Annotated in this window: 27 protein-coding genes, 1 tRNA gene and 1 pseudogene; 15 read left to right on the plus strand and 14 right to left on the minus strand. The window is 71.1% G+C overall.

Annotated features, from left to right (window positions below):
- The first annotated feature begins 229 nt into the window (after positions 1–229).
- The gene (locus DEJ50_RS16570) at positions 230–517 is read left to right on the plus strand and encodes a hypothetical protein (RefSeq protein WP_150208764.1); all 288 of its coding nucleotides are present in this window, start codon (positions 230–232) and stop codon (positions 515–517) included.
- Between the two features lie 89 nt (positions 518–606).
- Here DEJ50_RS16570 and DEJ50_RS16575 read toward each other — a convergent pair whose 3' ends face one another.
- On the minus strand, positions 607–1,302 hold the full coding sequence (locus tag DEJ50_RS16575) for a DUF5324 family protein (protein ID WP_223837780.1): 696 nt from the start codon (positions 1,300–1,302) through the stop codon (positions 607–609).
- A gap of 184 nt (positions 1,303–1,486) precedes the next feature.
- On the opposite strand from DEJ50_RS16575, the gene DEJ50_RS16580 reads away from it, so the two are divergent.
- The gene (locus tag DEJ50_RS16580) at positions 1,487–2,014 is read left to right on the plus strand and encodes a peptidylprolyl isomerase (protein ID WP_150212171.1); all 528 of its coding nucleotides are present in this window, start codon (positions 1,487–1,489) and stop codon (positions 2,012–2,014) included.
- 106 nt (positions 2,015–2,120) lie between these two features.
- A complete protein-coding gene (locus tag DEJ50_RS16585; protein WP_150208766.1) occupies positions 2,121–2,957 on the plus strand; it encodes a rhomboid family intramembrane serine protease in 837 nt (278 codons plus the stop codon).
- A gap of 154 nt (positions 2,958–3,111) precedes the next feature.
- Here DEJ50_RS16585 and crgA read toward each other — a convergent pair whose 3' ends face one another.
- Positions 3,112–3,366 (minus strand): cell division protein CrgA, encoded by a 255-nt coding sequence (crgA, locus tag DEJ50_RS16590; RefSeq protein ID WP_150208767.1) that lies wholly within the window; start codon positions 3,364–3,366, stop codon positions 3,112–3,114.
- Positions 3,367–3,459: 93 nt separating this feature from the next.
- On the opposite strand from crgA, the gene DEJ50_RS16595 reads away from it, so the two are divergent.
- From DEJ50_RS16595 to DEJ50_RS16615, 6 genes and pseudogenes are all read left to right on the plus strand, one after another.
- Entirely contained in the window at positions 3,460–4,242 is a 783-nt protein-coding gene (locus tag DEJ50_RS16595) for a DUF881 domain-containing protein (RefSeq protein WP_150208768.1), read from the plus strand.
- Positions 4,243–4,294: 52 nt separating this feature from the next.
- Positions 4,295–4,981 (plus strand): class E sortase, encoded by a 687-nt coding sequence (locus DEJ50_RS16600; RefSeq protein ID WP_223837781.1) that lies wholly within the window; start codon positions 4,295–4,297, stop codon positions 4,979–4,981.
- Positions 4,982–5,030: 49 nt separating this feature from the next.
- Positions 5,031–5,207, plus strand: coding sequence for a hypothetical protein (locus DEJ50_RS33965; protein ID WP_190344541.1), 177 nt, complete (start codon positions 5,031–5,033; stop codon positions 5,205–5,207).
- On the plus strand, positions 5,204–5,842 hold the full coding sequence (locus tag DEJ50_RS16605) for an aminodeoxychorismate/anthranilate synthase component II (protein WP_150208770.1): 639 nt from the start codon (positions 5,204–5,206) through the stop codon (positions 5,840–5,842). The genes DEJ50_RS33965 and DEJ50_RS16605 overlap by 4 nt, the downstream gene beginning before the upstream one ends.
- A pseudogene (locus DEJ50_RS16610) lies at positions 5,791–6,615 on the plus strand (class E sortase); the annotation flags it as partial. The gene DEJ50_RS16605 and the pseudogene DEJ50_RS16610, both read left to right, overlap by 52 nt.
- A gap of 12 nt (positions 6,616–6,627) precedes the next feature.
- Positions 6,628–7,353 carry a class E sortase gene (locus DEJ50_RS16615; protein ID WP_150208772.1) on the plus strand — a complete coding sequence of 242 codons (726 nt, stop codon included), beginning with the start codon at positions 6,628–6,630 and terminating at the stop codon, positions 7,351–7,353.
- Between the two features lie 94 nt (positions 7,354–7,447).
- Here the strand turns inward: DEJ50_RS16615 and pknB are convergent, their stop codons facing one another.
- From pknB to DEJ50_RS16645, 6 genes are all read right to left on the minus strand, one after another.
- Positions 7,448–9,472 (minus strand): Stk1 family PASTA domain-containing Ser/Thr kinase, encoded by a 2,025-nt coding sequence (gene pknB, locus DEJ50_RS16620; protein WP_150208773.1) that lies wholly within the window; start codon positions 9,470–9,472, stop codon positions 7,448–7,450.
- A gap of 144 nt (positions 9,473–9,616) precedes the next feature.
- Positions 9,617–11,077: a peptidoglycan D,D-transpeptidase FtsI family protein gene (locus tag DEJ50_RS16625; protein WP_150208774.1), complete on the minus strand. Its 1,461-nt coding sequence runs from the start codon at positions 11,075–11,077 to the stop codon at positions 9,617–9,619.
- Complete coding sequence (locus tag DEJ50_RS16630) at positions 11,074–12,510, minus strand: FtsW/RodA/SpoVE family cell cycle protein (RefSeq protein WP_150208775.1); 1,437 nt, start codon at positions 12,508–12,510, stop codon at positions 11,074–11,076. Before DEJ50_RS16630 ends, DEJ50_RS16625 begins: the two co-directional genes overlap by 4 nt.
- Positions 12,511–12,554: 44 nt before the next feature.
- Positions 12,555–14,024, minus strand: coding sequence for a PP2C family protein-serine/threonine phosphatase (locus DEJ50_RS16635; protein WP_190344543.1), 1,470 nt, complete (start codon positions 14,022–14,024; stop codon positions 12,555–12,557).
- A gap of 153 nt (positions 14,025–14,177) precedes the next feature.
- Positions 14,178–14,687 carry an FHA domain-containing protein gene (locus tag DEJ50_RS16640; protein ID WP_150208777.1) on the minus strand — a complete coding sequence of 170 codons (510 nt, stop codon included), beginning with the start codon at positions 14,685–14,687 and terminating at the stop codon, positions 14,178–14,180.
- A 10-nt stretch (positions 14,688–14,697) separates the two neighbouring features.
- Positions 14,698–15,516: an FhaA domain-containing protein gene (locus DEJ50_RS16645; protein WP_150208778.1), complete on the minus strand. Its 819-nt coding sequence runs from the start codon at positions 15,514–15,516 to the stop codon at positions 14,698–14,700.
- Between the two features lie 304 nt (positions 15,517–15,820).
- Between DEJ50_RS16645 and DEJ50_RS16650 the strand changes: the two genes are divergently transcribed.
- The 6 genes from DEJ50_RS16650 to DEJ50_RS16675 all read left to right on the plus strand — a co-directional run bounded on the left by DEJ50_RS16650 (position 15,821) and on the right by DEJ50_RS16675 (position 21,433).
- A tRNA-Leu gene (locus tag DEJ50_RS16650) sits at positions 15,821–15,903 on the plus strand.
- Positions 15,904–16,090: 187 nt separating this feature from the next.
- Positions 16,091–17,764, plus strand: a complete 1,674-nt coding sequence (locus DEJ50_RS16655; RefSeq protein ID WP_150212172.1) for a sensor histidine kinase — start codon at positions 16,091–16,093, stop codon at positions 17,762–17,764.
- A gap of 2 nt (positions 17,765–17,766) precedes the next feature.
- Positions 17,767–18,441 carry a response regulator gene (locus DEJ50_RS16660; protein ID WP_411757612.1) on the plus strand — a complete coding sequence of 225 codons (675 nt, stop codon included), beginning with the start codon at positions 17,767–17,769 and terminating at the stop codon, positions 18,439–18,441.
- A gap of 93 nt (positions 18,442–18,534) precedes the next feature.
- A complete protein-coding gene (locus DEJ50_RS16665; protein WP_150212174.1) occupies positions 18,535–20,079 on the plus strand; it encodes a DUF2252 domain-containing protein in 1,545 nt (514 codons plus the stop codon).
- 9 nt (positions 20,080–20,088) lie between these two features.
- Positions 20,089–20,946 (plus strand): hypothetical protein, encoded by an 858-nt coding sequence (locus tag DEJ50_RS16670; protein ID WP_411757613.1) that lies wholly within the window; start codon positions 20,089–20,091, stop codon positions 20,944–20,946.
- Between the two features lie 142 nt (positions 20,947–21,088).
- Positions 21,089–21,433 carry a rhodanese-like domain-containing protein gene (locus tag DEJ50_RS16675; protein ID WP_150208779.1) on the plus strand — a complete coding sequence of 115 codons (345 nt, stop codon included), beginning with the start codon at positions 21,089–21,091 and terminating at the stop codon, positions 21,431–21,433.
- Positions 21,434–21,439: 6 nt separating this feature from the next.
- Here DEJ50_RS16675 and DEJ50_RS16680 read toward each other — a convergent pair whose 3' ends face one another.
- From DEJ50_RS16680 to paaA, 6 genes are all read right to left on the minus strand, one after another.
- The gene (locus DEJ50_RS16680; protein WP_150208780.1) at positions 21,440–22,600 is read right to left on the minus strand and encodes an acyl-CoA dehydrogenase family protein; all 1,161 of its coding nucleotides are present in this window, start codon (positions 22,598–22,600) and stop codon (positions 21,440–21,442) included.
- Between the two features lie 94 nt (positions 22,601–22,694).
- Complete coding sequence (locus tag DEJ50_RS16685; RefSeq protein ID WP_150208781.1) at positions 22,695–23,795, minus strand: 2Fe-2S iron-sulfur cluster-binding protein; 1,101 nt, start codon at positions 23,793–23,795, stop codon at positions 22,695–22,697.
- A complete protein-coding gene (paaD, locus tag DEJ50_RS16690; protein ID WP_150208782.1) occupies positions 23,796–24,290 on the minus strand; it encodes a 1,2-phenylacetyl-CoA epoxidase subunit PaaD in 495 nt (164 codons plus the stop codon). It lies immediately after the preceding gene.
- Positions 24,284–25,003, minus strand: coding sequence for a 1,2-phenylacetyl-CoA epoxidase subunit PaaC (gene paaC, locus DEJ50_RS16695; protein WP_150208783.1), 720 nt, complete (start codon positions 25,001–25,003; stop codon positions 24,284–24,286). Before paaC ends, paaD begins: the two co-directional genes overlap by 7 nt.
- On the minus strand, positions 25,000–25,284 hold the full coding sequence (gene paaB, locus DEJ50_RS16700; protein WP_150208784.1) for a 1,2-phenylacetyl-CoA epoxidase subunit PaaB: 285 nt from the start codon (positions 25,282–25,284) through the stop codon (positions 25,000–25,002). The genes paaC and paaB overlap by 4 nt, the downstream gene beginning before the upstream one ends.
- Positions 25,281–26,261: a 1,2-phenylacetyl-CoA epoxidase subunit PaaA gene (gene paaA, locus DEJ50_RS16705; protein WP_150208785.1), complete on the minus strand. Its 981-nt coding sequence runs from the start codon at positions 26,259–26,261 to the stop codon at positions 25,281–25,283. Before paaA ends, paaB begins: the two co-directional genes overlap by 4 nt.
- Between the last annotated feature and the right edge of the window lie 120 nt (positions 26,262–26,381).

The raw sequence follows: 26,381 nt of genomic DNA on the forward strand, positions 1-26,381 counted from the left end.
CTGATTTTCCCTGGCTCCTTGTCAGGTCGGGACGGGCCGAGCCCCGGCTGCCGAAGACTGTCCGAAATTCGCCCTGGAAACCGTCAGGAGGATGTGGGTGGCCGTGCCGGGTGTTTCACGTGAAACATCCCCCGGACGGACCCGTCACCCGGCCGACCCGGCTCCCGTGAACGACAGTGGAGAGGGGGGCACACGGCTCAGGGGGCAACCACGCCGGAGGCGTACCACCATGGGAATCTTCGACTTCCTCAAGTCCGACCGGAAAAAGGCGCAGGAAGCTGCCGGGAAATCGGCGGAACAGGCCCGTTCGGCAGCTCCTCCCGCACCGCCCAGGCTCGCGCCCGGCACCCCGACCACCCACACGCCACCGGAGGCGGCGAAGCGCTCGGCCCCGCCGCAGCACACGCCCATGCCCGGCGCCCCCCAGCCGAAGCAGGTCACCCCGCATGTGCCCCCGGGCACGGCCAAGCGCTCCGCGCCCAAGCCGCCCCCGCATCCCGAGAAACACCCCGACTGACCTGGCAAGGAGAACCGGAAGAGAACAAAGAGAACAAGGAGAAGGGGTCCGGCTCCGGACCCCTTCTCCTTGTTCTCTACCGGCGCTGCTCAGCGCTTCTCGTCGGCCTCGGCTTCCGCCTCCGCCGCCTCCTTCGCCTGGAGCTCGTCGTCGAGGTTCGGCGGCTCGCTGTCCCGCGCCGACAGCTCCGTCGCCGCCGGCGGCTCCACCAGCCAGTCCGGGTTCGACTGCCGGTCCCACCACTTCCAGGCCACGAACGCCACCCCGGCCAGCAGCCCGACCAGGGCCACCCCCTTGACGGCCCGCCCGCACTTCTCGCGCCGTTCCCGGCGCCGCACCAGCCGGCGCACGTCCTTTGCGGACACCTTGCCGCTCAGCGCCGCGAACGCCGCGGTCGACCGGGATGCGGCCTCCTCGGCCACCGGCTGGGCCGCGGCCATCGCATGTTCGATCTTGGGTGTCGTGTAGTCGGCGGCCTGCCGCGCGGCCTTCCGGGTGTTCAGCACCGCGGTCGTTGCCGCGCGGTCCACCGGCGGCGGCACATGCGTACGGGCCTGCTGCATCCGCGGATGCAGGTGGGTGTCGTAGACGGAACGGGCCTGCCGCGCCGTCTCGTGGGCCGCGGACGACATCATGGGCGTCAGCCGCACATTCGCCTCGTGCGCATAGTGCGTCGCTGCTTCCCTGGCGCTTTCTGCGTACGGCGCCACCACTTCCGCGGCATGGCGCACAGTGTCCTTAGCGCTCTCGGCCACTGCGCGCACGCTGTCCTTGCGGGTCGTCACAGGATCCTCCTCCTCGGTGGCGGACACAGTTCACCTTTCCACCCTTTGTCGGATCATGCCTGTCATAACCCCTCGCGGCATGCGTGACAGGGCATATGGGTGGCCGATTCCGACGATTTCTTGACCAAGCGGCACACCGTGCGAGGATCTGAAACCGACAGTGATGACTATGGAAGGCAGATCCGTGGCCGAGAAGCTCTACGCCACCCTGAAGACCAACCACGGCGACATCGAGATCGAGCTGCTGCCGAACCACGCGCCGAAGACCGTCCGCAACTTCACCGAACTCGCCACCGGCGAGCGCGAGTGGACCCGCCCCAGCGACGGTCAGAAGACCACCGACCGCCTCTACGACGGCACTGTCTTCCACCGGGTCATCAGCGGCTTCATGATTCAGAGCGGCGACCCCCTCGGCAACGGCATGGGCGGCCCCGGCTACCAGTTCGCCGACGAGTTCCACCCCGATCTCGCCTTCACCGAGCCCTATCTGCTCGCCATGGCCAACGCCGGCCCGGGCACCAACGGCTCGCAGTTCTTCATCACCGTCGCCCCCACCGCCTGGCTGACCCGCAAGCACACCATTTTCGGCAAGGTCACCGGCAAGGCGGGCCAGGACGTGGTCGACGCCATCGCCAAGCTCCCCACCAACCCGCGCACCGAGCGGCCCCTCGAGGACGTGATCCTCGAATCCGTCGTGATCGAGAAGCGCTGACCCGAGCCCGGTCCCGGGAACCAATTCGCCCTGTCCGTCCGTACTCGATACGTAACGGACCGGCGGGGCGGCGTCCCGTCTTCGTCGCCGCCGACCGAGGGAACCGATGGACACCTGCTACCGGCACACCGACCGTGAGACCGGCATCAGCTGCACCCGCTGCGACCGGCCGATCTGCCCCGACTGCATGATCAGCGCCTCGGTCGGCTACCAGTGCCCCGAGTGCGTCCGCGGAGCCCCCGCCGCCGTCCCGCGCAATGTCGCGGGCGCCGTCCTCACGGCCGGTGACCCGCATCTGGTCACCAAGATCCTCATCGGCATCAATGTGGCCGTCTTCCTCGCGGTGCTGGCCACCCCCGCCCTCGCGGTCCACCTGGAGCTGCTGGGCCGGTATGTGGAATACATCGGCGGCCCGGTGCAAGGGGTCTCCACCGGCGAGTACCACCGGCTGCTGACCTCGGTCTTCCTGCATCAGGAGTGGTGGCACCTGGCCGGCAACATGCTCGGCCTGTGGGTGGTCGGAGGCCCGCTGGAGGCGGCCATCGGGCGGGCCCGCTATCTGAGCGTGTACCTGCTGTCCGGCCTGGCCGGCAGCGCCCTGGTCTACCTGCTCACCCCGCCGAACCTGGCCACCCTCGGCGCCTCGGGTGCCGTCTTCGGCCTGTTCGGCGCCACCGCCGTGCTGATGCGGCGGATGCGGTACGACATGGCGCCGGTCGCCGGGATGCTCGTACTGATGCTGGCGATGACCTTCATCCCGTCCGGTGTCTCCTGGCAGGCCCACATCGGCGGTCTGGTGGCGGGTGCCCTGGTCGGGGCGGCCATGGTGTGGCCCACGACCGGCGGGCGGAACCGCACCGCCGTGCAGTGGGCCGTCTGCGCCCTGGTCTTCTGCACGTCCGCGGCGATGATCCTGCTGCGGACGGCCGAACTGACCTCCTGAGCCCCTGGCCGACTGATCACACCGGCGTCAACCGGGGGCTCGCCCACTTACTTATCCACAGACCTTCGTATCTTTTCCTCAGGTGTGGATAGCGCTGTGGATAACTAAGGGGAGAGCTTGCGCCGGAACCTCTGGAGTGCTTCGGCTTGCGCGGCTACTTCCACTGCGTGGATACGCCGAAACCCGCCGCAATAAAGCCGAAACCGACCACGATGTTCCAATTGCCCAGTGCCTCGATCGGCAGCTGGGTCTCGGTGACATAGAAGACGACGATCCAGGCCAGCCCGATCAGGAACAGTGCCAGCATCACCGGAGCGACCCAGCTGCGGCTGGTCAGCTTGATGGCCTGCGCCTGCCTGGAGGGCGGCGGCGTGTAGTCGTCCTTCTTGCGGATACGTGACTTCGGCACGAGGGTCTCTCCTGTCGATGCGCTGGGGACCTTGCCTCCCCCGGGCGTCCGTTAGCGTAGTGGGTCTACGGCGTGTTGAAGGAGAAGGGTACGTTGAGCAATTCCGACGACTCCTCCGCGGGTCCCCGTCGCCGGGCCGGAGCGGTCCGGCTGCTGACCGCCGCCGTGTTCGCCCTGGCCGGCCTGATTTTCGTGACCAGCTTCAACACCTCCAAGGGTACGAACATCCGGACGGACGATTCGCTCCTCAGGCTCTCCGACCTGATCCACGAGCGTTCCCAGAACAACAAGGAGCTCGGGGAGAGCACCGCGGCCGTCCGCCGGCAGGTCGACGCCCTCGCCGACCGCGACGACGGCAGCACCCGGGCCGAGGACGCCAGGCTCCAGGCGCTGCGCACCGCCGCCGGCACCGAGGAGCTCTCCGGCAAGGGCCTGACCGTCACCCTCAACGACGCCCCGCCCAACGCCAAGGCCCGGATCCCCAACGTGCCCGAGCCGCAGCCCAACGACCTGGTCATCCACCAGCAGGACCTCCAGGCCGTGGTCAACGCGCTCTGGCAGGGCGGGGCCAAGGGCATCCAGGTGATGGACCAGCGGTTGATCTCCACCAGCGCGGTGCGCTGCGTCGGCAACACCCTGATCCTTCAGGGCCGGGTCTACTCGCCGCCGTACAAGGTGACGGCCGTCGGGGACCCGGGCGAGCTGAAGAAGGCGCTGGCCGCGTCCCCGGCGCTGCAGAACTACCAGCTGTATGTGAACGCCTACGGGCTGGGCTGGAAAGTCGACGAGCACAAGGCGGTGACTCTGCCCGGCTACTCCGGCACAGTGGACCTCCACTATGCGAAGCCCGTGGCAAGCGCCGAGAGTTCCGCCTGACCGTGATGGCGGCCGTGCCGGTGGCCGTGGCCGTGAAGCCGTCGTCCGCCTGGTGGTCCGCACGTTCAGCGAGGTGTGCCTGACGGCCGGCACGCTGATCGTGCTGTTCGTGGCGTACCTGCTGTTCTGGACCGGGGTGAAGGCCGACCGGGCCATGGACGGTGAGATGGAGCGGCTGCGCGGGCGCTGGGCGGTGGCTCCGCAGGCCGGGCAGGCTCCCGGTGCTCCCCCGCCCTCCGGCGCCTCACAGGCCCCTGTGGCCCCGCAGGAGCCGGTCTCCCACCCCCGGGGCCGGGCCTTCGCGGAGATGCGCATCCCGCGATTCGGGCCGGACTGGGTCAAACCGGTGATCGAGGGGACCGGTACCGAGCTCCTGAAGAAGGGCCTCGGCCACTACGAGGGCACCGCACTGCCGGGCGGAACCGGGAACTTCGGGGTCGCCGGCCACCGGCGTACCTACGGCGACCCCTTCAAGGACTTCCCCGAGCTGCGGCCGGGTGACACGGTGATCGTGAAGGACGCCAAGGCCCGCTACACCTACACCATCCGCAACCGGCCCCTGCGCACCCTGCCGACCGAGACCGGGGTGGTGGCACCGGTGCCGAAGCGCTCCCCGTTCACCGGCCCGGGCCGGTACCTGACACTCACCACCTGCGATCCGGAGTGGGGACACAGCCATCGCCTTATCGTGTGGGCGGAACTGACCGAGACAAGGCCGGTGGGACGCGCCAGCCTTTAGTCTGTTCCGGGAACACGCACGGGGGGTACGGGAAGGACAACGGGCGGTTATGTACGGCTGGATCTGGCGGCATCTGCCGGGCAACGCGTGGATTCGCGCGCTGATTTCCCTGGTGCTGGTGCTCGCCGTGGTGTTCGTGCTGTTCCAGTACGTCTTCCCGTGGGCCGAGCCGCTGCTCCCGTTCAACGATGTGACAGTCGACGAGGGATCGGGAGCCGATCGGTGAGCGCGCGCATTCTGGTTGTGGACAACTACGACAGCTTCGTCTTCAACCTGGTCCAGTACCTGTACCAGCTCGGCGCCGAATGCGAGGTGCTGCGCAACGACGAGGTGGAGCTGGCCCACGCGCAGGACGGCTTCGACGGTGTCCTGCTGTCCCCGGGCCCCGGCACCCCGGAGGAGGCCGGCGTCTGCGTGGACATGGTCCGGCACTGCGCCGCGACCGGCGTTCCGGTGTTCGGTGTCTGCCTGGGCATGCAGTCGATGGCGGTGGCGTACGGCGGCGTGGTGGGCCGCGCACCGGAGCTGCTGCACGGCAAGACCTCCCCCGTCACCCACGAGGGCCTGGGCGTCTTCCAGGGCCTCCCGTCGCCCTTCACGGCGACCCGCTACCACTCGCTGGCCGCCGAGCCCCAGACCGTCCCGGACGAGCTCCAGGTGACGGCCTGGACCGAGGACGGCATCATCATGGGCCTGCGCCACCGGGAGCACGACGTGGAGGGTGTGCAGTTCCACCCGGAGTCGGTGCTCACCGAGTGGGGCCACCGGATGCTGGCGAACTGGCTGGTCCGGTGCGGTGACGCGGGGGCCGTGGAGCGTTCGGTGGGGCTGGCCCCGGTGGTGGGCAAGGCCGTCGCATGACCGCGTACGCGCCGCCCGCGCCCTCCGGGGGCCGGGCTGCGCGGCGGCGGGCTGCCCAGGAGGCGGCCAAGCGTGCCCGCCGGCGGCGCCGGGGCGGGCCGCTGGTGATCGCGAGCCGGGCGGCCGGGGAGCTGTTCATCACGGCCGGCCTGGTGATGCTGCTGTTCGTGACGTACCAGCTCTGGTACACGAACGTGCTGGCGGAGCGGCAGGCGAACGGGGCGGCCGGGTCGCTGCGGGAGGACTGGGACGCGGGTGTCCCGGGCCCGGCGGTGTCCGAGTTCTCGCCCGGCCAGGGATTCGCGATCATGTACATCCCCAAGCTGGACGTGAAGGTGCCGGTGGCGCAGGGGATCAGCAAGCCGAAGGTGCTGGACCGGGGCATGGTCGGGCACTACGCCGAGGGGGCCCTGAAGTCGGCGATGCCGGGGGACAAGGCGGGTAATTTCGCGGTGGCGGGCCACCGCAACACTCATGGCGAGCCGTTCCGGTACATCAACCGGCTGCGGCCCGGGGACCCGATCGTGGTCGAGACGCGGGACGCGTACTACACCTACGAGATGACCTCGATGCTGCCGCAGACGCCGCCGACGAACGTATCGGTGATCAAACCGGTGCCGGAGGGGTCCGGGTTCACCGGCCCCGGCCGGTACATCACGCTGACCACCTGCACGCCGGAGTTCACCAGCACCTACCGGATGATCGTATGGGGCAGGATGGTCGACGAGCGCCCCCGGAGCCAGGGCGCTCCGCCCGTGCTCGCCAGCCCGTAGAGGACCACCGCAGTGTCACACGCCGTCCGACCCCGTCGTCACCGGATCGCGGGCTTCCTGAGCCTGCTGGGCGAGCTGCTGATCACGGCGGGCCTGGTGCTGGCCCTGTTCGTCGTGTACTCGCTGTGGTGGACGAATGTCCTGGCCGACCGGACCGCTTCGGCCAAGGCCGATGCCGTCCGTGAACGGTGGCTGGCGGCGCCGGCGCCGTCCGCTCCGGGCGCGGGGCCGGCCGCGGGGCCGGGCGCGCTGGACACGGCGGGCGGGATCGGGTTCCTGCACGTGCCGGCGATGCGCAACGGTGAGGTTCTGGTGAAGCGGGGCACCTCCGCGGAGGTGCTGAACGACGGGGTGGCCGGGTACTACACGGACCCGGTGAAGTCGGCGCTGCCCTGGGACGCGTCGGGGAACTTCTCGCTGGCGGCGCACCGGGACGGGCACGGGGCGAAGTTCCACAACATCCACAAGCTGCGGACGGGTGATCCGATCGTCTTCGAGACGAAGGACACCTGGTACGTGTACCGGGTGTACGCGCAGCTGCGGCAGACCTCGAAGTACAACGTGCGGGTGCTGTCCCCGGTGCCCGCGGAATCGGGCCGGACGCAGCCCGGCCGGTACATCACCCTGACCACCTGCACCCCGGTGTACACCTCGACGTACCGGTACATCGTGTGGGGCGAGCTGGTCCGTACGGACAAGGTGGACGCCCAGCGCACCCGGCCCCCGGAACTCGGCTGAGCGAGCCGAACGAGCCGAGTGAGCCGAGCGAGCGGAAAAGGCCGGCCCCTCCGAGGAGGGGCCGGCCTTTTCACCGGGCGGGGGCGGGGCCGGGTCAGCGGCGGCCGAGGCCGAACCAGCCGCTGTTGCTGCCGTTGGCGCCGCCGTCCTGCTGGCCGTTCCCGCCGCCGGGCATCGTCCACACGTTGACCGCGCTGTTCGGGGCGACCGGCTGGTTGGCCCCGGGCACGGTGATGGTGATCCTGGCGGTCTCGTCCGAGGGGCCGTTGACCGAGCCGAGAGTGAGGCCGCTCTGCTGGAGCAGGGCCGTTGCCTCGGCGATCGTCCGGCCCGCCAGCGGCGGCACCGTGACCTGGGCCGCGGCCTTGGCGATCTCCACGTTGACCACGGTGTTCGGCTCGACCTCGGAGCCCGCGGTCTCGGACTGGTTGACGATGGTCTTCGGCTTCTCCGCGGACTCGACCTCGGTGGTGCTGCCGAGCTTGAGGTCGTTCTCCTGGAGCTTCTTCTTCGCCTGGGCCTCCGTCAGGCCCTTGAGGTCGGGGACGATGGCCTTCGACTTCTCCTTGGCCACCGTCAGGGTCACCGTGGCGCCCTGGTCGACCTGGGTGCCGCCCGTCGGGTTCTGCTTGATGACGGTGCCCGGGGTGCGGTCCGACTCCTCGTTCCGCCGCTCGACCACGAAGCCCTTGGCCCGCAGGTCCTTCTCCGCGGCGTCGGCCGGCACGTTGACCACGTCGAGCATGGCGATCTTGGCCTTGCCCGTCGAGACCTTGACCTTGATCTCACCGCCCTTGTCGAGGCGGCTGCCATTGGCCGGGTTCTGCGAGCACACCGTGCCCTTGGGCTGGGTGTCGCAGGGCTCGTCGGCCTCCTTGACCACCTTGAGGCCCACGTTGTCGGCGTTGCGCACAGCCTCGTCGAAGCCGATGCCGACGAGCTGGGGCACGGTGGGCCGGTTGTCCGCGGTGCTGCTGAACAGCGAGCGGCCGATCAGGATGGCGCCGACCAGCACCAGGATGCCCGCCGCGACCAGCAGGACCGTGGAGGCCCGGCTCTTCTTCTGGCTGCCGCGGCGGCGCGGGCCGCCCTGGTCGTAGCCCTGGTCCGGGTAGTAGCCGCCGTCGCCGGGGGGCATCGGCGGCATCATCGAGGTCTGGCCGGGCTCCGCGGTGCGCAGGGCGGTGGTGGGCTGGTCGTAGCCCTGGTGCCCGTAGCCGTGGTTCTGGTCGGGGTAGCCGTAGCCGGCGGCGCCCATGGAGGCGGTGGCGGCGACGGGCTGGCCGTCGAGGCAGGCCTCGATGTCGGCGCGCATCTCGTCGGCGCTCTGGTACCGGTAGTCGGGGTCCTTGACCAGCGCCTTCAGGACGATCGCGTCCATCTCGGGGGTGATCTCGGGGTCGAAGTTCGACGGGGGCTGCGGTTCCTCGCGGACGTGCTGGTAGGCGACCGCGACCGGGGAGTCGCCCACGAAGGGCGGCCGGACGGTCAGCAGCTCGTAGAGCAGGCAGCCGGAGGAGTACAGGTCGGACCGCGCGTCGACCTGCTCGCCCTTGGCCTGCTCCGGGGAGAGGTACTGGGCGGTGCCGATGACCGCGGCGGTCTGCGTCATGGTCATGCCGGAGTCGCCCATGGCGCGGGCGATGCCGAAGTCCATCACCTTGACCTGTCCGGTCCGGGTGAGCATGACGTTGGCGGGCTTGATGTCGCGGTGGACGATCCCGGCCCGGTGCGAGTACTCCAGGGCCTGGAGGATGCCGATGGTCATCTCCAGGGTGCGCTCGGGCAGCAGTTTGCGGCCGGAGTGCAGCAGCTCGCGCAGGGTGGACCCGTCGACGTACTCCATCACGATGTACGGGATGGAGATGTTGTCGACGTAGTCCTCACCGGTGTCGTAGACCGCGACGATCGCCGGGTGGTTGAGCGAGGCGGCCGACTGGGCCTCGCGGCGGAACCGGGCCTGGAAGGACGGGTCGCGTGCGAGGTCGGCGCGCAGAGTCTTGACGGCGACGGTACGACCGAGCCGGGTGTCGTGGGCGAGGTAGACCTCGGCCATGCCACCGCGGCCGAGCACGTGGCTCAGCTCGTACCGGCCGCCGAGGCGACGCGGCTCTTCCATAACTTCCAGCCCTCTCCGTCAGTCCCGACCGCACCCGTGTGTGGTCCGGCGGTGTGCTGTTCGCGCAAAGGCTACCGGCCGATCGTGGGAGATCGGTTCGTGACCACAGGCCGATACCGGACCGGTACCGACTGTGCCGGTCGGTCAGCCCTGGCTCTTGATGACCGCCTCCATGACAGCCTTCGCGACGGGGGCGGCCAGGCCGCCACCGCTGATGTCCTCGCGGTCGGCCGAGCTGTCCTCGATGACCACGGCGACCGCGACCGGGGAGCCCTTGTCCGTCTTGGCATACGAGATGAACCAGGCGTACGGCTTCTTGGAGTTCTTCTCGCCGTGCTGGGCGGTACCGGTCTTGCCGCCGACGGTCACGCCGTCGATCCGGGCCTTCTTGCCGCTGCCGTTCTCCACGACGTTGACCATCATCGCCTGGAGCTTCTGGGCGTTCTCGGCGGACATCGGCCGGCTCATCTCCTCCGGCTTGTGCTTCTCGACGGTGTCCGCGTTCGGCGCGGTGAGCTGGTCCACCATGTACGGCTTCATCAGCTTGCCGTCGTTGGCGACGGCGGCTGCGACCATGGCCATCTGGAGCGGGGTGGCCGCGGTGTTGAACTGGCCGATGGAGCTGAGGGCGTTGCCGTCCTTGCTCATGTTCTTGTCGTAGACGCTGGCGAAGGCGCGGACCGGGGTGTCGATCTTGTCGTCGTTGAAGCCGAACTTCTCCGCGGTCTCCACCATCTTGTCGCGGGTGACCTTGTCGCCGAGGTTGGCGAAGACGGAGTTGCAGGAGATCCGCATGGCCTCGTTGAGGCTGGCCTCCTTGCAGCCGCCGGAGTGGTTCTTCATCTCCGTCTTGGTGCCCGGGAGGAAGTACGGCTCGGGGGTGTCCGTCTTGGCGTCGATCTCGGTGACCACACCGTGCTCGAGGGCAGCCGCGGCGGTGACGACCTTGAAGGTGGAGCCGGGCGGGTAGGTCTCCCGGATGGCCCGGTTGACCAGCTTCTTGTCCGCGCCGTCCTTCAGCTCGACCCAGGCCTTCTCGTCGGCCTTGGAGTTGCCGGCGAAGGACGAGGGGTCGTACGAGGGCGTGGAGACCAGGGCGAGGATGGCGCCGGTGCGCGGGTCGATCGCGGCGACCGCGCCCTTGCGGTTGCCGAGCTTCTCGAAGCCGGCCTTCTGTGCGGCGGCGTTCAGGGTGGTGACCACATGGCCGCCCTGCTTCTTCTCGCCGGTGAACATGCCGATGGTGCGGTCGAAGAACAGCCGGTCGTCGTTGCCGGTGAGGATGCTGTCCTCGAGGGATTCGAGCTGGTTGGAGCCGAAGGCCTGGGAGGCGTACCCGGTGACGGGGGCCCACATCGGGCCGTTCACATAGGTGCGCTTGTACTTGTAGTCGCTGCCGTCGGTGACCGCGGAACCGGTGATCGGTTCGCCCTGGACGATGATGTTGCCGCGTTCCTGGGCGTACTGGGCGATCTGGACCCGGCGGTTCTCCTTGCGGGTGGAGAGCTCCTCGGCCTGGACGTACTGGAGCCAGTTGGTACGGATCAGCAGCGCGAGGATGAGCAGCCCGCAGAAGATCGAGATGCGGCGCAGGGGCTTGTTCATGACGGGCGGACCACCTGGGTCATCTCGGAGTCGGGGGACGGTGCGGGGGCCGGGGCGGGGCGGCGTGCGGTGTCGCTGATCCGGATGAGGATGCCGATGAGGGCCCAGTTGGCGAGGACGGAGGAACCGCCGGACGCGAGGAAGGGCATCGTCATGCCGGTGAGGGGGATGAGGCCCATCACACCACCGGCGACGACGAAGATCTGGAGGGCGAAGGCCCCGGAGAGACCGATGGCGAAGAGCTTGCCGAAGGGGTCCCGGGCGGCCAGGGCGGTGCGGACACCACGCTCGATGATCAGGCCGTAGACCATCAGGAAGGCCATGACCCCGGCGAGGCCGAGTTCCTCGCCGACGGTGGAGAAGATGAAGTCCGAGTTGGCCGCGAAGCCGATCAGGTCGGAGTTGCCCTGGCCCCACCCGGCGCCGAGGACGCCACCGGAGCCGAAGCTCATGATCGACTGGGCGATCTGCTCGCAGGCGCCGGCGTCCAGGCCGCCGCGCTCCCAGCAGCCGAAGGGGTCCGTCCAGGCGGCGACACGGGCGCCGACGTGACCGGAGAAGGAGGCGACCACCACGGCACCGCCGACGGACATCAGCAGACCGATCACGATCCAGCTGGTCCGCTCGGTGGCCACGTACAGCATGATCACGAACATGCCGAAGAACAGCAGCGAGGTGCCGAGGTCGTTCTCGAAGATCAGGATGAGCAGGCTCATCGCCCAGATCATCAGGATCGGACCGAGGTCGCGTCCGCGCGGCAGGTAGAGGCCCATGAAGCGGCGGGAGGCCAGGGCCAGGGCATCGCGCTTGACCATCAGGTAGCCGGCGAAGAAGACCGCGAGGACGATCTTCGCGAATTCGCCGGGCTGGATGGAGAAGCCGCCGACCCGGATCCAGATCTTGGCGCCGAAGACGTCGGCGCCGAGGCCGGGGACGATCGGCAGGATCAGCAGGACCAGGGCGACGGCCATCGAGATGTACGTGAACCGCTGCAGGGTGCGGTGGTCCTTGAGGACCAGCAGCACGCCGCAGAACAGGGCGATGCCCAGGGCGGTGTAGATCATCTGGTTCGGCGCGGACTCGGAGAAGCCCCCGTAGGCCCGCTTGGCCAGGTTCTGCAGGCGCACCGACTGGTCCAGGCGCCAGATCAGCACCAGGCCGAGACCGTTGAGCAGGATGCCGAGGGGCAGCAGCAGGGGGTCGGCGTACTTGGCGAAGCGGCGTACGACGAGATGGGCGATGCCGGCCACGACCGCGAGGGCCAGGCCGTAGACGACCATGCCCGGGGGCAGCTTGCCGTCGATGGCGAGGCCCACGTTGGCGTAGGCGAAGATCGGGATGACCACGGCGAACCCGAGCAGCATCAGCTCGGTGTTGCGCCTGCTCGGCAGCTCGATGGCGCCGATGGTGGTCGTGTTGGTGACAACGCTCATGGTGTGACGGGCCCCCTGATGCCCGCGTGTGACTGCCGCTGCTGCTACTGCTTACCGCACAGACTGACCAGCTTCTGCTCCTCGGGAGTCAGTGCGCTGTCGGCGGGCGGAGTCTGGTTGGCCGCCTCTGCGGTGCGGCGGATTTCGTCCTTCTTGCAGGCGGAGACCTGGGTGGAGAGCTCGTCGACCTTCTGGCGGGCACCCTCGAGGCTGCTCTCGCTGATGGATTCCTCGACGAGCTTCTTCTTGAACGGCGGCAGGTACTTCAGTTCGATGTCGGTGCGGTCGGTCTGCACCTCGGACAGCTTGATGGGGCCGAGGTTCTGGTTGATGCCGCGGTAGAGCGCGACGTGCTCGTCCTTGACCCCGACGAAGTACTGGGTCTGGGTCCAGCGCCAGCCGGCGTACAGACCGCCGCCGAGAACGCCGAGGACGAGCAGCAGGATCAGGGTGCGGCCGACCCAGCGGGTGCCTTTGCTGCGGCGCCTGCGGGGGTGGTCGTACGAGTCCTCGTACGCGGCGTCGTCGGCGTACGGGTCGGGTTCGCCGAAGCTTCCGTAGCCGCCGCCGCTGCCGTAGCCGCCGTCGGGGGAGCCGTAGCCGGGGGCCTCGCCGCTGCCGGGCGGGCCGAAGGCGCCGCCGGGCGGAGGGGCCTGGCGGCCGAGGCCGGAGGCGCGGCCCGCCGGGGTCTGCATGGCGTTGCCGCCGTCGAAGAGCTGGTGCTGGTTCTCGGCGACCGCGCCGACGACGACCGGGGTGTCGTTCAGCTGGGCGGCGAGGGTGTCGCCGCTGTCGGTGTCGAGGACATCGGCGACGATGCAGGTGATGTTGTCGGGTCCGCCGCCGCGCAGGGCGAGCTGGATCAGGGCCTGCACGGTCTCGTGCGGGCCGTGGTAGTCGGCGAGGGTCTCTTCCAGGGTCTGGTGGGAGACGACGCCGGAGAGCCCGTCGGAGCAGATCAGGTACCGGTCGCCGGCCCGGACCTCGCGGATGGAGAGATCGGGTTCGACGTGTTCGCCGCTGCCCAGGGCGCGCATCAGCAGGGAGCGCTGCGGGTGGGTGGTGGCTTCCTCTTCGGTGATGCGGCCTTCGTCGACGAGGCGCTGCACCCAGGTGTGGTCCTGGGTGATCTGGGTGAGGACGCCGTCGCGGAGCAGGTAGGCGCGGGAGTCTCCGACATGGACCAGACCGAGCCGCTGGCCCGTCCACAGCAGGGCGGTCAGGGTGGTGCCCATGCCTTCGAGCTGTGGATCGTCCTCGACCATGACGCGCAGGACGTCGTTGGCGCGCTGCACGGCGATGCCGAGGGAGGTGAGGATGTCGGAGCCGGGGACGTCGTCGTCGAGCTGGACGAGGTTCGAGATCACCTCGGAGGACGCGACCTCGCCGGCCGCCTGGCCGCCCATGCCGTCGGCGATCGCGAGGAGACGGGGGCCGGCGTAGCCGGAGTCTTCGTTCCCCTCACGGATCATGCCCTTGTGCGAACCGGCGGCGAACCGCAGGGACAGACTCATGGGCACCTGCCCTGTCGACGCTGACTCCGGGTACAACCGGTCTCGAGCCACACTGCCCACCCTCCGGTCGGGAGCGCGCGCGGGGCCGGGTGCCCGGTGCTACCGGGGGTTCGGCCCGCTGCGGCTCGCTCGCTCCGCTCGCTCATTCTCGTACTACTTCCGCAGCTCGATGACGGTCTTGCCGATGCGGATCGGGGCGCCCGGCGGAATGGGCGTCGGGGCGGTGAGGCGGGTCCGGTCGAGATACGTGCCGTTGGTGGACCCGAGATCCTCGACGATCCACTGGCCGTCACGGTCGGGGTAGATCCTGGCATGCCGGCTGGAGGCGTAGTCGTCGTCCAGCACGATCGTCGAGTCGTGGGCGCGGCCGAGGGTGATGGTCTGGCCCGCGAGGGTGACCGTGGTGCCCGTGAGGGTGCCTTCGGAGACGACGAGCTTGGTGGGGGCGCCGCGGCGCTGCCGCTGCTGCGGGGGCGCGGCTGCCTGCCGGCCGCCCTGCGCCGCCTGGGCGCGGGTGTCCGCGCCGCCGCCGCGGCGGGAGCCGCGCTGGGTCACCCGGGTCCCGAAGAGATCGCTGCGGATGACCTGGACGGCCACGATGACGAACAGCCACAGAACGGCCAGGAAACCCAACCGCATGACCGTAAGGGTCAGCTCTGACATTGCCCCCGCTTCACCCTTCGGCTTGCCGGTAAATGATGGTGGTGCTGCCCACGACGATCCGCGAGCCGTCGCGGAGCGTAGCGCGGGTGGTGTGCTGCCCGTCCACCACGATGCCGTTGGTGGACCCGAGATCCTGGATCGTCGAGGGCGTTCCGGTCCGGATCTCACAGTGCCGGCGGGAGACGCCGGGGTCGTCGATCCGCACGTCGGCTTCGGTGCTGCGGCCGAGTACGAGCGTCGGGCGCGAGATCTGGTGGCGGGTGCCGTTGATCTCGATCCAGCGGCGCGTGCCCGCGCCGCCGGTGGGTACGGGGGCCGGTCCGGTGGGACCGGGGCGGCGCTGCGGGGCGCCGGGCGGCGGCGCGCTGGGCATGGGCGGCGCGACGACCGGGGGGTAGCCGTAGCCGCCGGGAGCGCCCTGGGCGGGCTGCTGGGGCTGCTGCGGCTGGGAGGTGGAGGAGGCGAGGGTGCGGCTGCGGACCCGGTAGAGGCCGGTGTCGAGGTCCTCGGCCTTTTCGAGGTGGACCTTGATGGGGCCCATGAAGGTGTAGCGCTGCTGCTTGGCGTAGTCGCGGACCAGGCCGGCGAGCTCGTCGCCGAGCTGGCCGGAGTACGGGCTCAGGCGCTCGTAGTCACCGGCGGACAGCTCCACGATGAAGTCGTTGGGTACGACGGTCCGCTCGCGGTTCCAGATGGTCGCGTTGTTGTCGCACTCGCGCTGCAGTGCGCCGGCGATCTCGACGGGCTGCACCTCGGACTTGAACACCTTGGCGAAGGTGCCGTTCACCAGACCTTCGAGTCGCTGTTCAAACCTCTTCAGGACTCCCATGGGGCACCTCCTCCGTTGATGTCGCCCTGTACTGCTTACTGATCGTATCCACGCGTGGGGGATTCGGCTGGTTCCCCTCGTGGCCCGTGGTGAGGAGTGTTGCTCCTCACTAGGGATCGTAGGGGTGGCCCAGGGACAGTGTCCCGCACCCGGCGGGGAGTGCGGGAGGGCACTCCGGACGGGTCTTCGCCGGACCGCCCGCTGCGGCCGGGAAAGCGATTTCAATCCGCCCTGTCTGACGTGCTAATGTTCCGGTGTCGCCAGGGGAACGGCCCGAAAGGGAAGCACCACTGGGACGCTGCTCGGGCGAGTGGCGGAACGGCAGACGCGCTGGCTTCAGGTGCCAGTGTCCTTCGGGACGTGGGGGTTCAAATCCCCCCTCGCCCACAGATTGAACCCCCGATTCGGAGAGATCCGGATCGGGGGTTCTTCGTTGTGTTGTCGGTCTCTTCTGTCTCTTCGGCTTCCTCGGTCGGCTCTTGGGCTTTTCGGCTTCGCGACTTTCGTCGGCGGGTGCGCGACGAAAGAGGGGTGATGGGCGGCCGGGACGTTGCCTAGGGTCGGGCGGGTGGATGTGACGGTGAGGGCGCGGGCGCGGGCCGGCTGGGAGTGGCTGAAGGGTCCGGAGCCTTGGACCCGGCGGGCCGTGGCCGGGGACCTGGTCGCTGCGGCGGTCCTGGTGCTGATCGGGTTCGGGATCGAGGAACTCGACAACGGCAGCGGGCTGCGCGAGGCGGCGAGCGCGGTGACGGTGGTCACACTGGTGTTGCTGCGGCGGCGGATGCCGGCCGGGACGCTGGTGGCCGGGTCGGCGCTGGGCGGGGTACTGCCCGGGGCGGCGCTGGTGACCATACTGCTGGGCTGGTCGGCAGGCCGCCGGATCGTGGGCGCCTGGCGGGCCGTGGCGGTGTTCGCGCTCTGCTTCCTGCTGTACGTCGGGCTGTCGGTGGCGGTGGAGTGGTCGCAGCAGCGCCCGCTGCTGCTGATCGCGTTCACCACGCTGATGTACCTGGCGACGGTGGTCACCCCGGGTCTGGCCAGCCGGTACTGGTCGCAGCGGCGGACCCTGCTGCACGCGCTGCAGGAGCGCAACGACCGGCTGCTGCGGGAGCGGGCGATGGTGGCGGGGCAGGCGCGGCTGCTGGAACGGCAGCGGATCGCCCAGGACATGCACGACAGCCTCGGGCACCAGCTCGCGCTGATCTCGGTGCACACCGGGGCGTTGGAGGTGGACCCGAAGCTGACGGATCGTCAGCGCGAGGCGGTGGGAGTGCTGCGCCAGGCCTCGGTGTCGGCGATGCACGAGCTGCGCGAGGTGGTCGGCATCCTCCGGGACGGCGTGGAGGCGCCGCTGCGGGAGGAAGAGCAGGTGGCCCGGGGGGTCGCCGGCATCGAGGGGGTGGTGGCGGCTGCGCGGGCGGCGGGCACCCCGGTGGAGCTGCGCACGGTGGGCGAGCCGCGGCAGTTGGCCCCGGCCTGCGACCACGCGGCGTACCGGATCGTGCAGGAGGCGCTGACCAACGCGTACAAGCACGCGCCGGGGGCGGCGATTTCGGTGGAGCTGCGGTACGAGGACGACTCGCTGGTGGTGGAGATCGCCAACGGCCCGGCGGCCGGTCCGGGCCCCGGCGAGGTGGTGTCCGGCGGGCAGGGCCTGACCGGGCTGCGGGAGCGGGCCCGGCTGGTCGGCGGGATGGTGCACGCGGGGGCGGTGGACGGCGGCGGGTTCCGGGTGGCGGGCGTCCTTCCGTACGGGGCCGAGCCGGCCGGCGGGCCGGCGCTGCCGGGGGCCGCGGACGACTTCGGCCGGCCGGTGCTGCCGCCGGGGGCGCCGCCGATGGACTGGGCGGCGGTGGACCGGGAACTGGTGGGCGGCCGGAGCCGGTCCGGCGGGATCGCCCTGGGCTGCGGCATCGCCTTTGCGGCCGTGGTGCTGCTGGTGATCGTGGTCGGGGCAGGAGTGGCCCTGATGATCTCCTCGGTCACCAAGGGGATGATCGACCGCTCCGAGTACGACGCGATCGCCGTGGGCACCGCGGAGCAGGAGGTGCGGGACCGGCTGCCCAGCGGGGACAGCGTGTTCGTGGAGGGGCTGGAGAAGGGCGGCCCGCCGCGGCCGGCGGGCGCGAGCTGCCTGGTGCTGATGTCCACCGAGACGGGTGACAGCCTGGAGGACGAGCCGGTGTTCCGGTTCTGCTTCAAGGACGGCAGGCTCGTCGAGAAGCAGGCGTACGAGATCAGGCGGTAGACGTGGGTGCAGTGGGCGGGACGGGCCGCACGGTACGGGTGGTGATCGCCGACGACGAGCCGTTGATCCGTGCCGGGATCAGGATGATCCTGACCTCGGATCCGGGGATCGAGGTGGTCGCGGAGGCGGGCAACGGGCGCGAGGCGGTGGACCTGGCGCGGTCGCACCAGCCGGACGTGGTGCTGCTGGACATTCAGATGCCGGTGCTGGACGGGCTGACGGCGCTGGGGGAGCTGCGCCGCGCGGTGCCGTCGGCGCGGGCGCTGATCCTGACCACGTTCGGGGAGAAGGAGAACGTGCTGCGGGCGCTGTCCCAGGGCGGTGCGGGCTTCCTGCTGAAGGATTCGGCGCCGGGGGAGCTGATCGGGGCGGTGCGGGCGGCTGCGGCGGGGGATGCGTACCTGTCGCCGGCGGCGACCCGGCACGTGGTGGACCAGCTGGCCTCGGGGAAGGCGGCGGCGCGCGGCGAGGAGGCGCGGCGGCGGGTGGCGGAGCTGAGCGAGCGGGAGCGGGGGGTGCTGGCGCTGCTGGGGGAGGGGCTGTCGAATGCGGACGCGGGGCGCCGGCTGCATATGAGCGAGGCGACCGTGAAGACGTATGTGAGCCGGATCCTGGCGAAGCTGGAGTGCGACAACCGGGTCCAGGCGGCTCTGTTGGCCAGGGACGCCGGACTGTAGGCGGGAGGCCGACGGCCGGCCGGAGGTGGCCCACCGGCGGCCGGATCGGTACGGTCGTCCGCGGACATGTGGATGATCGAATCGGGGGCGGCAATGGCGGGGACCACGGCGGACGTGCCGGCGGCGGTTTCGGGCGGCTCTGCGGGCGGCTCTGGCGGCAGCTCTGTGGGTGGCGCTGTGGGCGGCTCTGCGGGCAGTGCTGTGGGCAGTGCTGTGGGCGGACCGGTGGCCGGTCCGGTGGGGGTGGCGGCTGCGGGGCGGGTTCCGGCGGTTGCGGGCTTCGCTCCGCGGGGCGGATCGGCCGGTGCGCCGAAGGAGGCGGGCAGGGCGCTGCGCGCCCGGGTGCCGCGGGCCGAGCAGTCCCGCTTCGAGCCCGCCGCGGACCGGCCGGACGCGGTGCGGGCGGTGGTGGAGTCCAACCAGGGCCGGGTCCCGGAGCTGACCCCGATACGGGTCGGGCGGATGGCGGCGAACCCGTTCGCGTTCCTCCGCGGGGCGGCCGGGCTGATGGCGTACGACCTGGCGGGCACGCCGGTGACCGGGGTGGGCGCGCAGCTGTGCGGGGACGCGCACGCCGCCAACTTCGGCCTGTACGGGGATGCCAGGGGCCGCCTGGTGATCGACCTCAACGACTTCGACGAGACCGTGTTCGGGCCGTGGGAGTGGGACCTCAAGCGGCTGGCGACCTCGCTGGTGCTGGCCGGGCGGGTCGCGGGGGCCGACGAGGAGACCTGCCGGGCGGCTGCCCAGGACGCGGTGGGCGCGTACCGGCGGACCATGCGGCTGCTGGCCCGGCTGCCCGCGCTGGACGCGTGGAACGCGATCGCGGACGAGGAGCTGGTCTCGCACACCGATGCGCGGGATCTGCTGGGCACCCTGGCGCGGGTGTCGGAGAAGGCCCGCAACAACACCAGTGCCCGGTTCGCGGCCCGGTCCACGGTGGTGGACGAGAGCGGCGGCCGGCGTTTCGTGGACGCGCTGCCGGTGCTGCGGCGGGTCGGCGACGCGGAGGCGGCTGCGGTCGCTGCCTCCCTGGCCGGGTACGCGGAGACGGTGCAGGCCGACCGGCAGCCGCTGCTGGCCCGGTACGCGATCCACGACGTGGCCTTCCGGGTGGTCGGCACGGGCAGTGTGGGCACCCGGTCCTATGTGGTGCTGCTGCTGGACCACCGGGGCGAGCCGCTGGTGCTCCAGGTGAAGGAGGCCCGGCCGTCGGTGCTGCTGCCGCACCTGCCGGCCGGCTTCGAGCGGGCCGCGGCCGGGCACGAGGGCCGGCGGGTGGTGGCCGGGCAGAAGCGGATGCAGGTGGTGTCGGACATCCTGCTGGGCTGGACCACGGTGGAGGGCCGGCCGTTCCAGGTGCGGCAGTTCCGGAACCGCAAGGGCAGTGTGGACCCGGCGGCGCTGGCGCCCGAGCAGTTCGACGACTACGGCCGGATGACGGGTGCGCTGCTGGCCCGGGCCCATGCGCACAGCGCGGACCCGCGGCTGCTGGCCGGGTACTGCGGCAAGAACGAGGAACTGGACGAGGCGGTGGCCGCCTTCGCGGTGGCGTACGCGGACCGCACCGAGGCGGACCACGCGGATCTGGTGGCGGCGGTGCGGGCGGGGCGGATCGCTGCGGAGGAGGGGGTCTAGGCTGGCCCGGTGAGCGAGCAGACTGTCCCCGAAGGCGAGGCCGACCGCGAAGGCGAGGCCGGCGCCGAGCGTCCCGAGGCCGGCGCCGAGCGTCCCGAGGCGCGGCTGGAGCGGGCCGTGCGTGCGGCCGAGCAGGCGCTGATCGAGTTCGAGATCGCGGTGGAGACCTTCCGGGTGGAGGTCGAGAACTTCTCCCGGCTGCACCACCAGAAGCTCGGCCCGATGTACACGCGCCTGGACGAGCTGGACGCGCTGATCGCGGAGGCGCGGGCGGCCCGGTCCGGGGACGCCGAGGACCTGCGGCGGGCGAGCGAGGCGCGCGCCCTGGTCATGCCGATGCCCGGGGTGGACGAGCTGTTCCACGACTGGATCGGCCCGGACGGCATGCTCGACGATGCGGCGGCCATGCTCACCGACCAGCCGGTCAGGCCGCCGGAGCGGGTGCGGCCCTCGGAGGAGGCGCGGCGGCTCTACCGGGACCTGGTGCGGCAGGCGCACCCCGATCTCGCCCAGGACGAGGAGGAGCGGACCCGCCGGGACGCCTTCCTGGTGAAGGTGAACGCCGCGTACGGGCGGGGCGACGAGGCCCTGCTGGGCGAGCTGGCCGCGGAGTGGGCGGCCGGACCTGCGCCGGAGGTGGCCGGGCCGACGGAGAGCGAGGAGCTCTACGCTCGGCTGGAGTGGCTGGCCCAGCGCAAGGAGCTGCTGGCGCTGGTGGCGCGGGAGCTGGAGGACAGCGCGATCGGGGCGATGCTGCGGATGGCCCCGGACGACCCGGACCGGCTGCTGGAGCAGATCGCCGAGCAGCTGCTGGCGCAGGTGTCCGAGCGCGAGGCCGAGCTGGCGGAGCTGACGGCGGAGGCCTGAGGGCGGAGGCCTGACGGGCCCGGGTGGAGCGGGTACCGTGGCGGTGCGGGGCGGGATCCGCACCCGCGACCGGTACGCGGCGAGTACGCACCAAGATGCGACGAGTACGCGACGAGATGCGACGAGTAGAAGGCGATACAGCATGCACTTCGGCACGCTTCCCACGGTCGGTGTCGACGAGCTCGGCCCCGACAGCTTCATCCTCGACGTCCGGGAGGACGACGAGTGGGCCGCCGGCCACGCCGAGGGCGCGCTGCACATCCCGATGAGCGAGTTCGTGGCCCGCTTCGGCGAGCTGACCGAGGCCGCCCCGGAGGGGCGGCCGGTCCATGTGATGTGCCGGGTGGGCGGGCGTTCCGCGCAGGTCACCCAGTACCTGGTGCAGCAGGGCATCGACGCGGTGAACGTGGACGGCGGCATGCAGGTGTGGGAGGCCTCGGGCCGTCCGGTCGTCGACAGCCAGGGCGGCGCCGGCACCGTCATCTGACCCCGGTCAGCCGAGGGGGTGGGCGGCCAGCAGGTCGCCCAGGGCCTCTTCGTGGGCGGCGGCCGGGCCGAGCGAGAGCTCCAGCTGCTTGGCCCAGGCGTGGTAGCGGTGCAGCGGGTAGTCGGTATCGGCGCCGAAGCCGCCGTGCAGGTGCTGTGCTGTCTGTACGACCCGCCGTACGCCGTCCGCCGCCCAGATCTTGGCCACCGCCACATCGCCGGCGACGGGCAGCGGCCCGCCCGCCCCGCCCGCCCCGGCTGCGCCGTCGGCGGCGGTGTCCAGCCGCCAGGCGGCCTGCCAGAGGGTGACCTCCATTGCGCGCAGGTCGATGTAGCGGTCGGCGGCCTGGACCGCGACCGCCTGGAACGTGGCGACGGGGAACCCGAACTGCTCCCGCTTGCCGGTGTACTGGGCGGTCATGGCGAGGACGGCCTCGCCCAGGCCGAGGGCCAGGGCGCAGGTGCCGGTGGCCAGCAGGTGGCGCAGCTGCTCCCAGGCGCCGGGTGTCCCGATGACATGGCCGGCCGGGATCCGTACGCCGTCCAGGGTGAGCTCGGCGAACCGTTCGCCGTTGGTGGAGTACTGGTCGGCCAGGGTCAGGCCCTGCACGGTGCGGGGGACCAGGGCCAGCACCGCCTCGCCGTCCCCGGTGTGCGCGGGAACGGCGATCCAGTCGGCGCTGTGGGCCCAGGGCACGGCGGTCTGGACCCCGTCGAGCACCCAGGCGGAGTCTTCGCGGGCGGCGGTGACGGCGAGCTCGGCCGGGTCGTGGCCGGTGCGGCCGTTCGCGGCAACGGTCAGGACGAGCTCCCCGCGGCCGGCCGCGGGGAGCAGGGCGGCGGCCAGCTCGGGGGAGCCATGGGCCTGGACGGCCATGGCGGTGGCGCAGTGCTCCAGCAGCGGCACCCGGGCCAGGACCTTCGCGGACTCGCGGAGCACCAGGCAGAGTGCGACGGCGTCGAGGCCGGCGCCCCCGTGCTCCTCGGCGAGGACCAGGCCGATCAGGTCGGAGCCGGCCAGCCGGGCCCACAGCGGGCGGTCGAATTCCTCGGCGACCGCGCCCGGGGTGAGTGCGGGACTGCATACGCCGTCGGGCGCGACGTCCGCGAAGACCGCCTTCGCCGCTTCGACGGCCGCCTGCTGCTCCTCGGTGAAGGTGAAGTCCACTGCCTGTCCTCCCTGTCCTCCCGCTCGGACCGCACCGCGGTCTGACGGTGCGTCAAGATAGAACAGGTTCTGGAATTTTGACAGGGGACCCGGATCACCGGTCGAAGTCGATCTCCACCTCTTCCGTCACCGGATGCGACTGGCAGGCCAGCACGAAACCGGCCTCGGTCTCGTCGGACTCGAGAGCGAAGTTGCGGTCCATGTGGATCTCCCCGCGGACGAGGAAGGCCCGGCAGGTTCCGCAGACGCCGCCCTTGCACGCGTACGGCGCGTCCGCACGGTTGCGCAGCACCGCGTCCAGCAGGGACTCGCCGTCCTGGACGGGCCAGGTGCCGGACCGGCCGTCGAGGCGGGCGGTGACCCGGCTGTGGGAGGAGGAGACGGTCCGGGTGACCGGGGCCGGGGCCGGAGCATCGTCCACATGGAAGATCTCCTCGTGGATCCGGTTCCGGAGCACGCCCAGCCCGCGGAGGGCCCGTTCGGCGCCCTGGACCAGTCCGAACGGTCCGCACAGGAACCAGCCGGCCACCGACTCGACCGGGAGCAGTGCGGGCAGCAGGGCCGTCAGCCGCTCCTCGTCGAGCCGGCCCGACGGCAGTCCGGCCTCCTGCTCCTCCCGGGACAGCACGGTGACGAGCTGGAACCGGTCGGGGTAGCGGTCCTTGAGGTCGGCGACCTCCTCCAGGAACATCGTGGAGGCGGCCGTGCGGTCGCTGCGGATCAGGCAGAACCGGGCGTCGGTCCGGGCGGCCAGCAGGGTCGCGGCGATCGACAGCAGCGGGGTGATGCCGCTGCCGCCGACGACCGCCGCATAGTGGGCGCCCTGCGGGGCGGCGGCCGGGTCCAGCACGAAGCGGCCGGCCGGGACCATCACGTCCAGCACGTCCCCGGGGGCGATCTCCTTGTGGGCGAAGGTGGAGAACTCGCCGCCCTCCACCAGCCGCACCCCGACCCGCAGTTGCTGCGGCCCGGGCCCGCCGGGGGCCGGTGCCGGGGAGCAGATCGAGTAGGTGCGGCGCACCTCGCCGACCTCGGCCGAGCGCCGCCGCAGCGCCAGGTGCTGGCCGGCGGCGTGCCGGTAGTCCTCGCGGAGCTCCTCGGGGATGCGCAGGGTCAGCGCCACGGAGTCGTCGGTGAGCCGGTCGACCGCCGCCACCGTCAGCGGGTGGAAGGCGCCGTGGCGTGGTGCAGCCATCTACAGCTCCTTGAAGTGGTCGAAGGGTTCGCGGCAGGACACGCAGCGGCGCAGTGCCTTGCAGGCGGTGGAGGAGAACCGGCTGAGCAGTTCGGTGTCGGTGGAGCCGCAGTTCGGGCAGCGCACCGAGAGGGTCAGCGGGACCGGTCCGCCCGCGGCGTGCGGCCGGGGCGGGGCGATGCCGAACTCGGCGAGTTTGCGGCGGCCTTCGGCGCTGATGTCGTCGGTGGACCAGGCGGGGGCCAGCACGGTGTGCACCGTCACCTGGCGGATGCCGTGCTCGTGCAGGACCCGCTCTATGTCGGCCGACATGGCCTCGATGGCCGGGCAGCCGGTGTAGGTGGGGGTCAGGGACACGTCGACCCCGCCGTCCTCCCGCACCCGCACGCCCCGCATCACGCCCAGCTCGGCCAGGCTCAGCACGGGCAGCTCGGGATCGGGGACCGCGCCGGCGATGGCGGCGAGCTCCTCCTCCAGCCGGGTGGCGGTCACCATGACGCCCCCGGGTGACTGCGGTGCAGGTGCTGCATCTCGGCGAGCATCCGCCCGAAGGATTCGGTGTGCAGGCCCTGCCGGCCGGCGCCGGCCGCCCATGCTCCGGAGCGGGGCCCCTGCGGGATGTCGAGGGTGGCCTGTTCCAGGACGTCGGTGACGGCGGCGAGCCAGGCCGTCTCCAGTTCCTCCCAGTCCACCTCCAGGCCTTCGACCGGCTGGAACATCTCGCCGGTGAACTTCCAGAGCGCGGTCACGGCGGACTGGATGCGCCGGTGGCTTTCCTCGGTCCCGTCGCCCAGCCGCAGGGTCCACTGGGTGGCGTGGTCGCGGTGGTACTCGGTCTCCTTGACCGCCTTCGCGGCGAGCGGGGCGAAGGGGCCGGACCCGGCGGCCAGCGCCCCGTACAGCAGGTGCTGGTGGACGGAGAAGAACAGCTGCCGGGCGATGGTGTGGGCGAAGTCGCCGTTGGGCTGCTCGACCAGCTGGAGGTTCCGGAAGGCGCGCTCCTCGCGGAGGAAGGCCAGCTCGTCCTCGTCCCCGGCCATGGAGAGCAGGACGCGGGCCTGGCCGAGCAGGTCGAGGGCGATGTTGGCGAGGGCGACCTCCTCCTCCAGGACCGGTGCGTGGCCGGCCCATTCGCCGAGGCGGTGGGAGAGGATCAGGGCGTCGTCGCCGAGGGCGAGGGCTGCCGTCGTGGGCACGGTGGCGGTCACAGGTGGCGCACCCCCTCCGGGATCTCGTAGAACGTGGGGTGCCGGTAGGGCTTGTCGGCGGCCGGGGCGAAGAACGGGTCCCGCTCGTCGGGCGAGGACGCGGTGATCGCGGTCGACGGCACCACCCAGACGGACACCCCCTCGCTGCGCCGGGTGTACAGGTCGCGGGCATTGCGCAGGGCCATTTCCGCGTCGGGGGCGTGCAGGCTTCCCGCGTGGGTGTGCGAGAGTCCGCGGCGCGAGCGCACGAACACCTCCCACAGCGGCCAGTTCTGCGTCATACCCGTGCCTCCTCGTGCCGACCGGCGCTGCCGGTGTGCTTCTTCGCGTACGCGGCGGCTGCGTCGCGCACCCAGGCGCCCTCTTCGTGCGCCTGCCGCCGCTGGCTGATCCGCTGCTCGTTGCAGGGGCCGTTGCCTTTGAGGACGTCCCAGAACTCGGCCCAGTCGATGGCGCCGAAGTCGTGGTGTCCGCGCTCCTCGTTCCACCGGATGTCCGGGTCGGGGAGGGTCAGGCCGAGGCTTTCGGCCTGCGGGACGGCTATGTCCACGAACCGCTGGCGCAGCTCGTCGTTGGAATGCCGCTTGATCCGCCAGGCCATGGACTGGGCGGAGTGTGCCGACTCGTCGTCCGGCGGGCCGAACATCATCAGGGACGGCCACCACCAGCGGTTCACGGCGTCCTGGGCCATCGCATGCTGGGCCTCGGTGCCCTGGGACAGGGCGAGCAGCAGCTCATACCCCTGGCGCTGGTGGAAGGACTCCTCCTTGCAGATCCGGACCATGGCGCGGGCGTACGGGCCGTAGGAGCAGCGGCACAGCGGCACCTGGTTGGTGATCGCCGCACCGTCCACCAGCCAGCCGATGGCGCCGACGTCGGCCCAGGTCAGGGTGGGGTAGTTGAAGATCGAGGAGTACTTCTGGCGGCCGGTGTGCAGCTTGTCCAGCAGTTCTTCGCGGTCGGTGCCGAGGGTTTCGGCGGCGCTGTAGAGGTACAGGCCGTGGCCGGCCTCGTCCTGGACCTTGGCCATCAGGATGGCCTTGCGGCGCAGCGAGGGTGCGCGGGTGATCCAGTTGGCCTCGGGCTGCATGCCGATGATCTCGGAATGCGCGTGCTGGGCCATCTGGCGGACGAGCGAGGCGCGGTACTCCTCGGGCATCCAGTCCCGGGGCTCCACGCGCTCGTCGGCCGCCACCGCGGCCTCGAAAGCCGCCGCGAGGTCCCTGTCCTGCCCCGTTTCCGGGGTTACTGCCACCATCCCGGCCCCCTTGCCGATGGACGTGCCGTTGGGCTTGCCGCCTGACCGCCGATGGCCTGCTGCCGGCTCGCGCCGACCGACCGATCGTTCGGTTCATGCTCTTCAATGGTGAGACGGCGG

Origin of the sequence: Streptomyces venezuelae (assembly GCF_008642295.1) — a bacterium.
Taxonomy (GTDB): domain Bacteria; phylum Actinomycetota; class Actinomycetes; order Streptomycetales; family Streptomycetaceae; genus Streptomyces; species Streptomyces venezuelae_C.

Bases quoted from the DNA above. Each gene is read 5' to 3' on its own strand.
- DEJ50_RS16640 (WP_150208777.1), bottom strand. From the start codon at position 14,687: ATGTCAGAGCTGACCCTTACGGTCATGCGGTTGGGTTTCCTGGCCGTT.
- paaA (WP_150208785.1), bottom strand. From the start codon at position 26,261: ATGGTGGCAGTAACCCCGGAAACGGGGCAGGACAGGGACCTCGCGGCG.
- DEJ50_RS33965 (WP_190344541.1), top strand. From the start codon at position 5,031: ATGTACGGCTGGATCTGGCGGCATCTGCCGGGCAACGCGTGGATTCGC.
- DEJ50_RS16665 (WP_150212174.1), top strand. From the start codon at position 18,535: ATGGCGGGGACCACGGCGGACGTGCCGGCGGCGGTTTCGGGCGGCTCT.
- DEJ50_RS16685 (WP_150208781.1), bottom strand. From the start codon at position 23,795: ATGGCTGCACCACGCCACGGCGCCTTCCACCCGCTGACGGTGGCGGCG.
- paaB (WP_150208784.1), bottom strand. From the start codon at position 25,284: ATGACGCAGAACTGGCCGCTGTGGGAGGTGTTCGTGCGCTCGCGCCGC.
- DEJ50_RS16585 (WP_150208766.1), top strand. From the start codon at position 2,121: ATGGACACCTGCTACCGGCACACCGACCGTGAGACCGGCATCAGCTGC.
- paaD (WP_150208782.1), bottom strand. From the start codon at position 24,290: ATGGTGACCGCCACCCGGCTGGAGGAGGAGCTCGCCGCCATCGCCGGC.
- DEJ50_RS16645 (WP_150208778.1), bottom strand. From the start codon at position 15,516: ATGGGAGTCCTGAAGAGGTTTGAACAGCGACTCGAAGGTCTGGTGAAC.
- DEJ50_RS16570 (WP_150208764.1), top strand. From the start codon at position 230: ATGGGAATCTTCGACTTCCTCAAGTCCGACCGGAAAAAGGCGCAGGAA.
- pknB (WP_150208773.1), bottom strand. From the start codon at position 9,472: ATGGAAGAGCCGCGTCGCCTCGGCGGCCGGTACGAGCTGAGCCACGTG.
- DEJ50_RS16625 (WP_150208774.1), bottom strand. From the start codon at position 11,077: ATGAACAAGCCCCTGCGCCGCATCTCGATCTTCTGCGGGCTGCTCATC.
- DEJ50_RS16675 (WP_150208779.1), top strand. From the start codon at position 21,089: ATGCACTTCGGCACGCTTCCCACGGTCGGTGTCGACGAGCTCGGCCCC.
- DEJ50_RS16630 (WP_150208775.1), bottom strand. From the start codon at position 12,510: ATGAGCGTTGTCACCAACACGACCACCATCGGCGCCATCGAGCTGCCG.
- DEJ50_RS16635 (WP_190344543.1), bottom strand. From the start codon at position 14,024: ATGAGTCTGTCCCTGCGGTTCGCCGCCGGTTCGCACAAGGGCATGATC.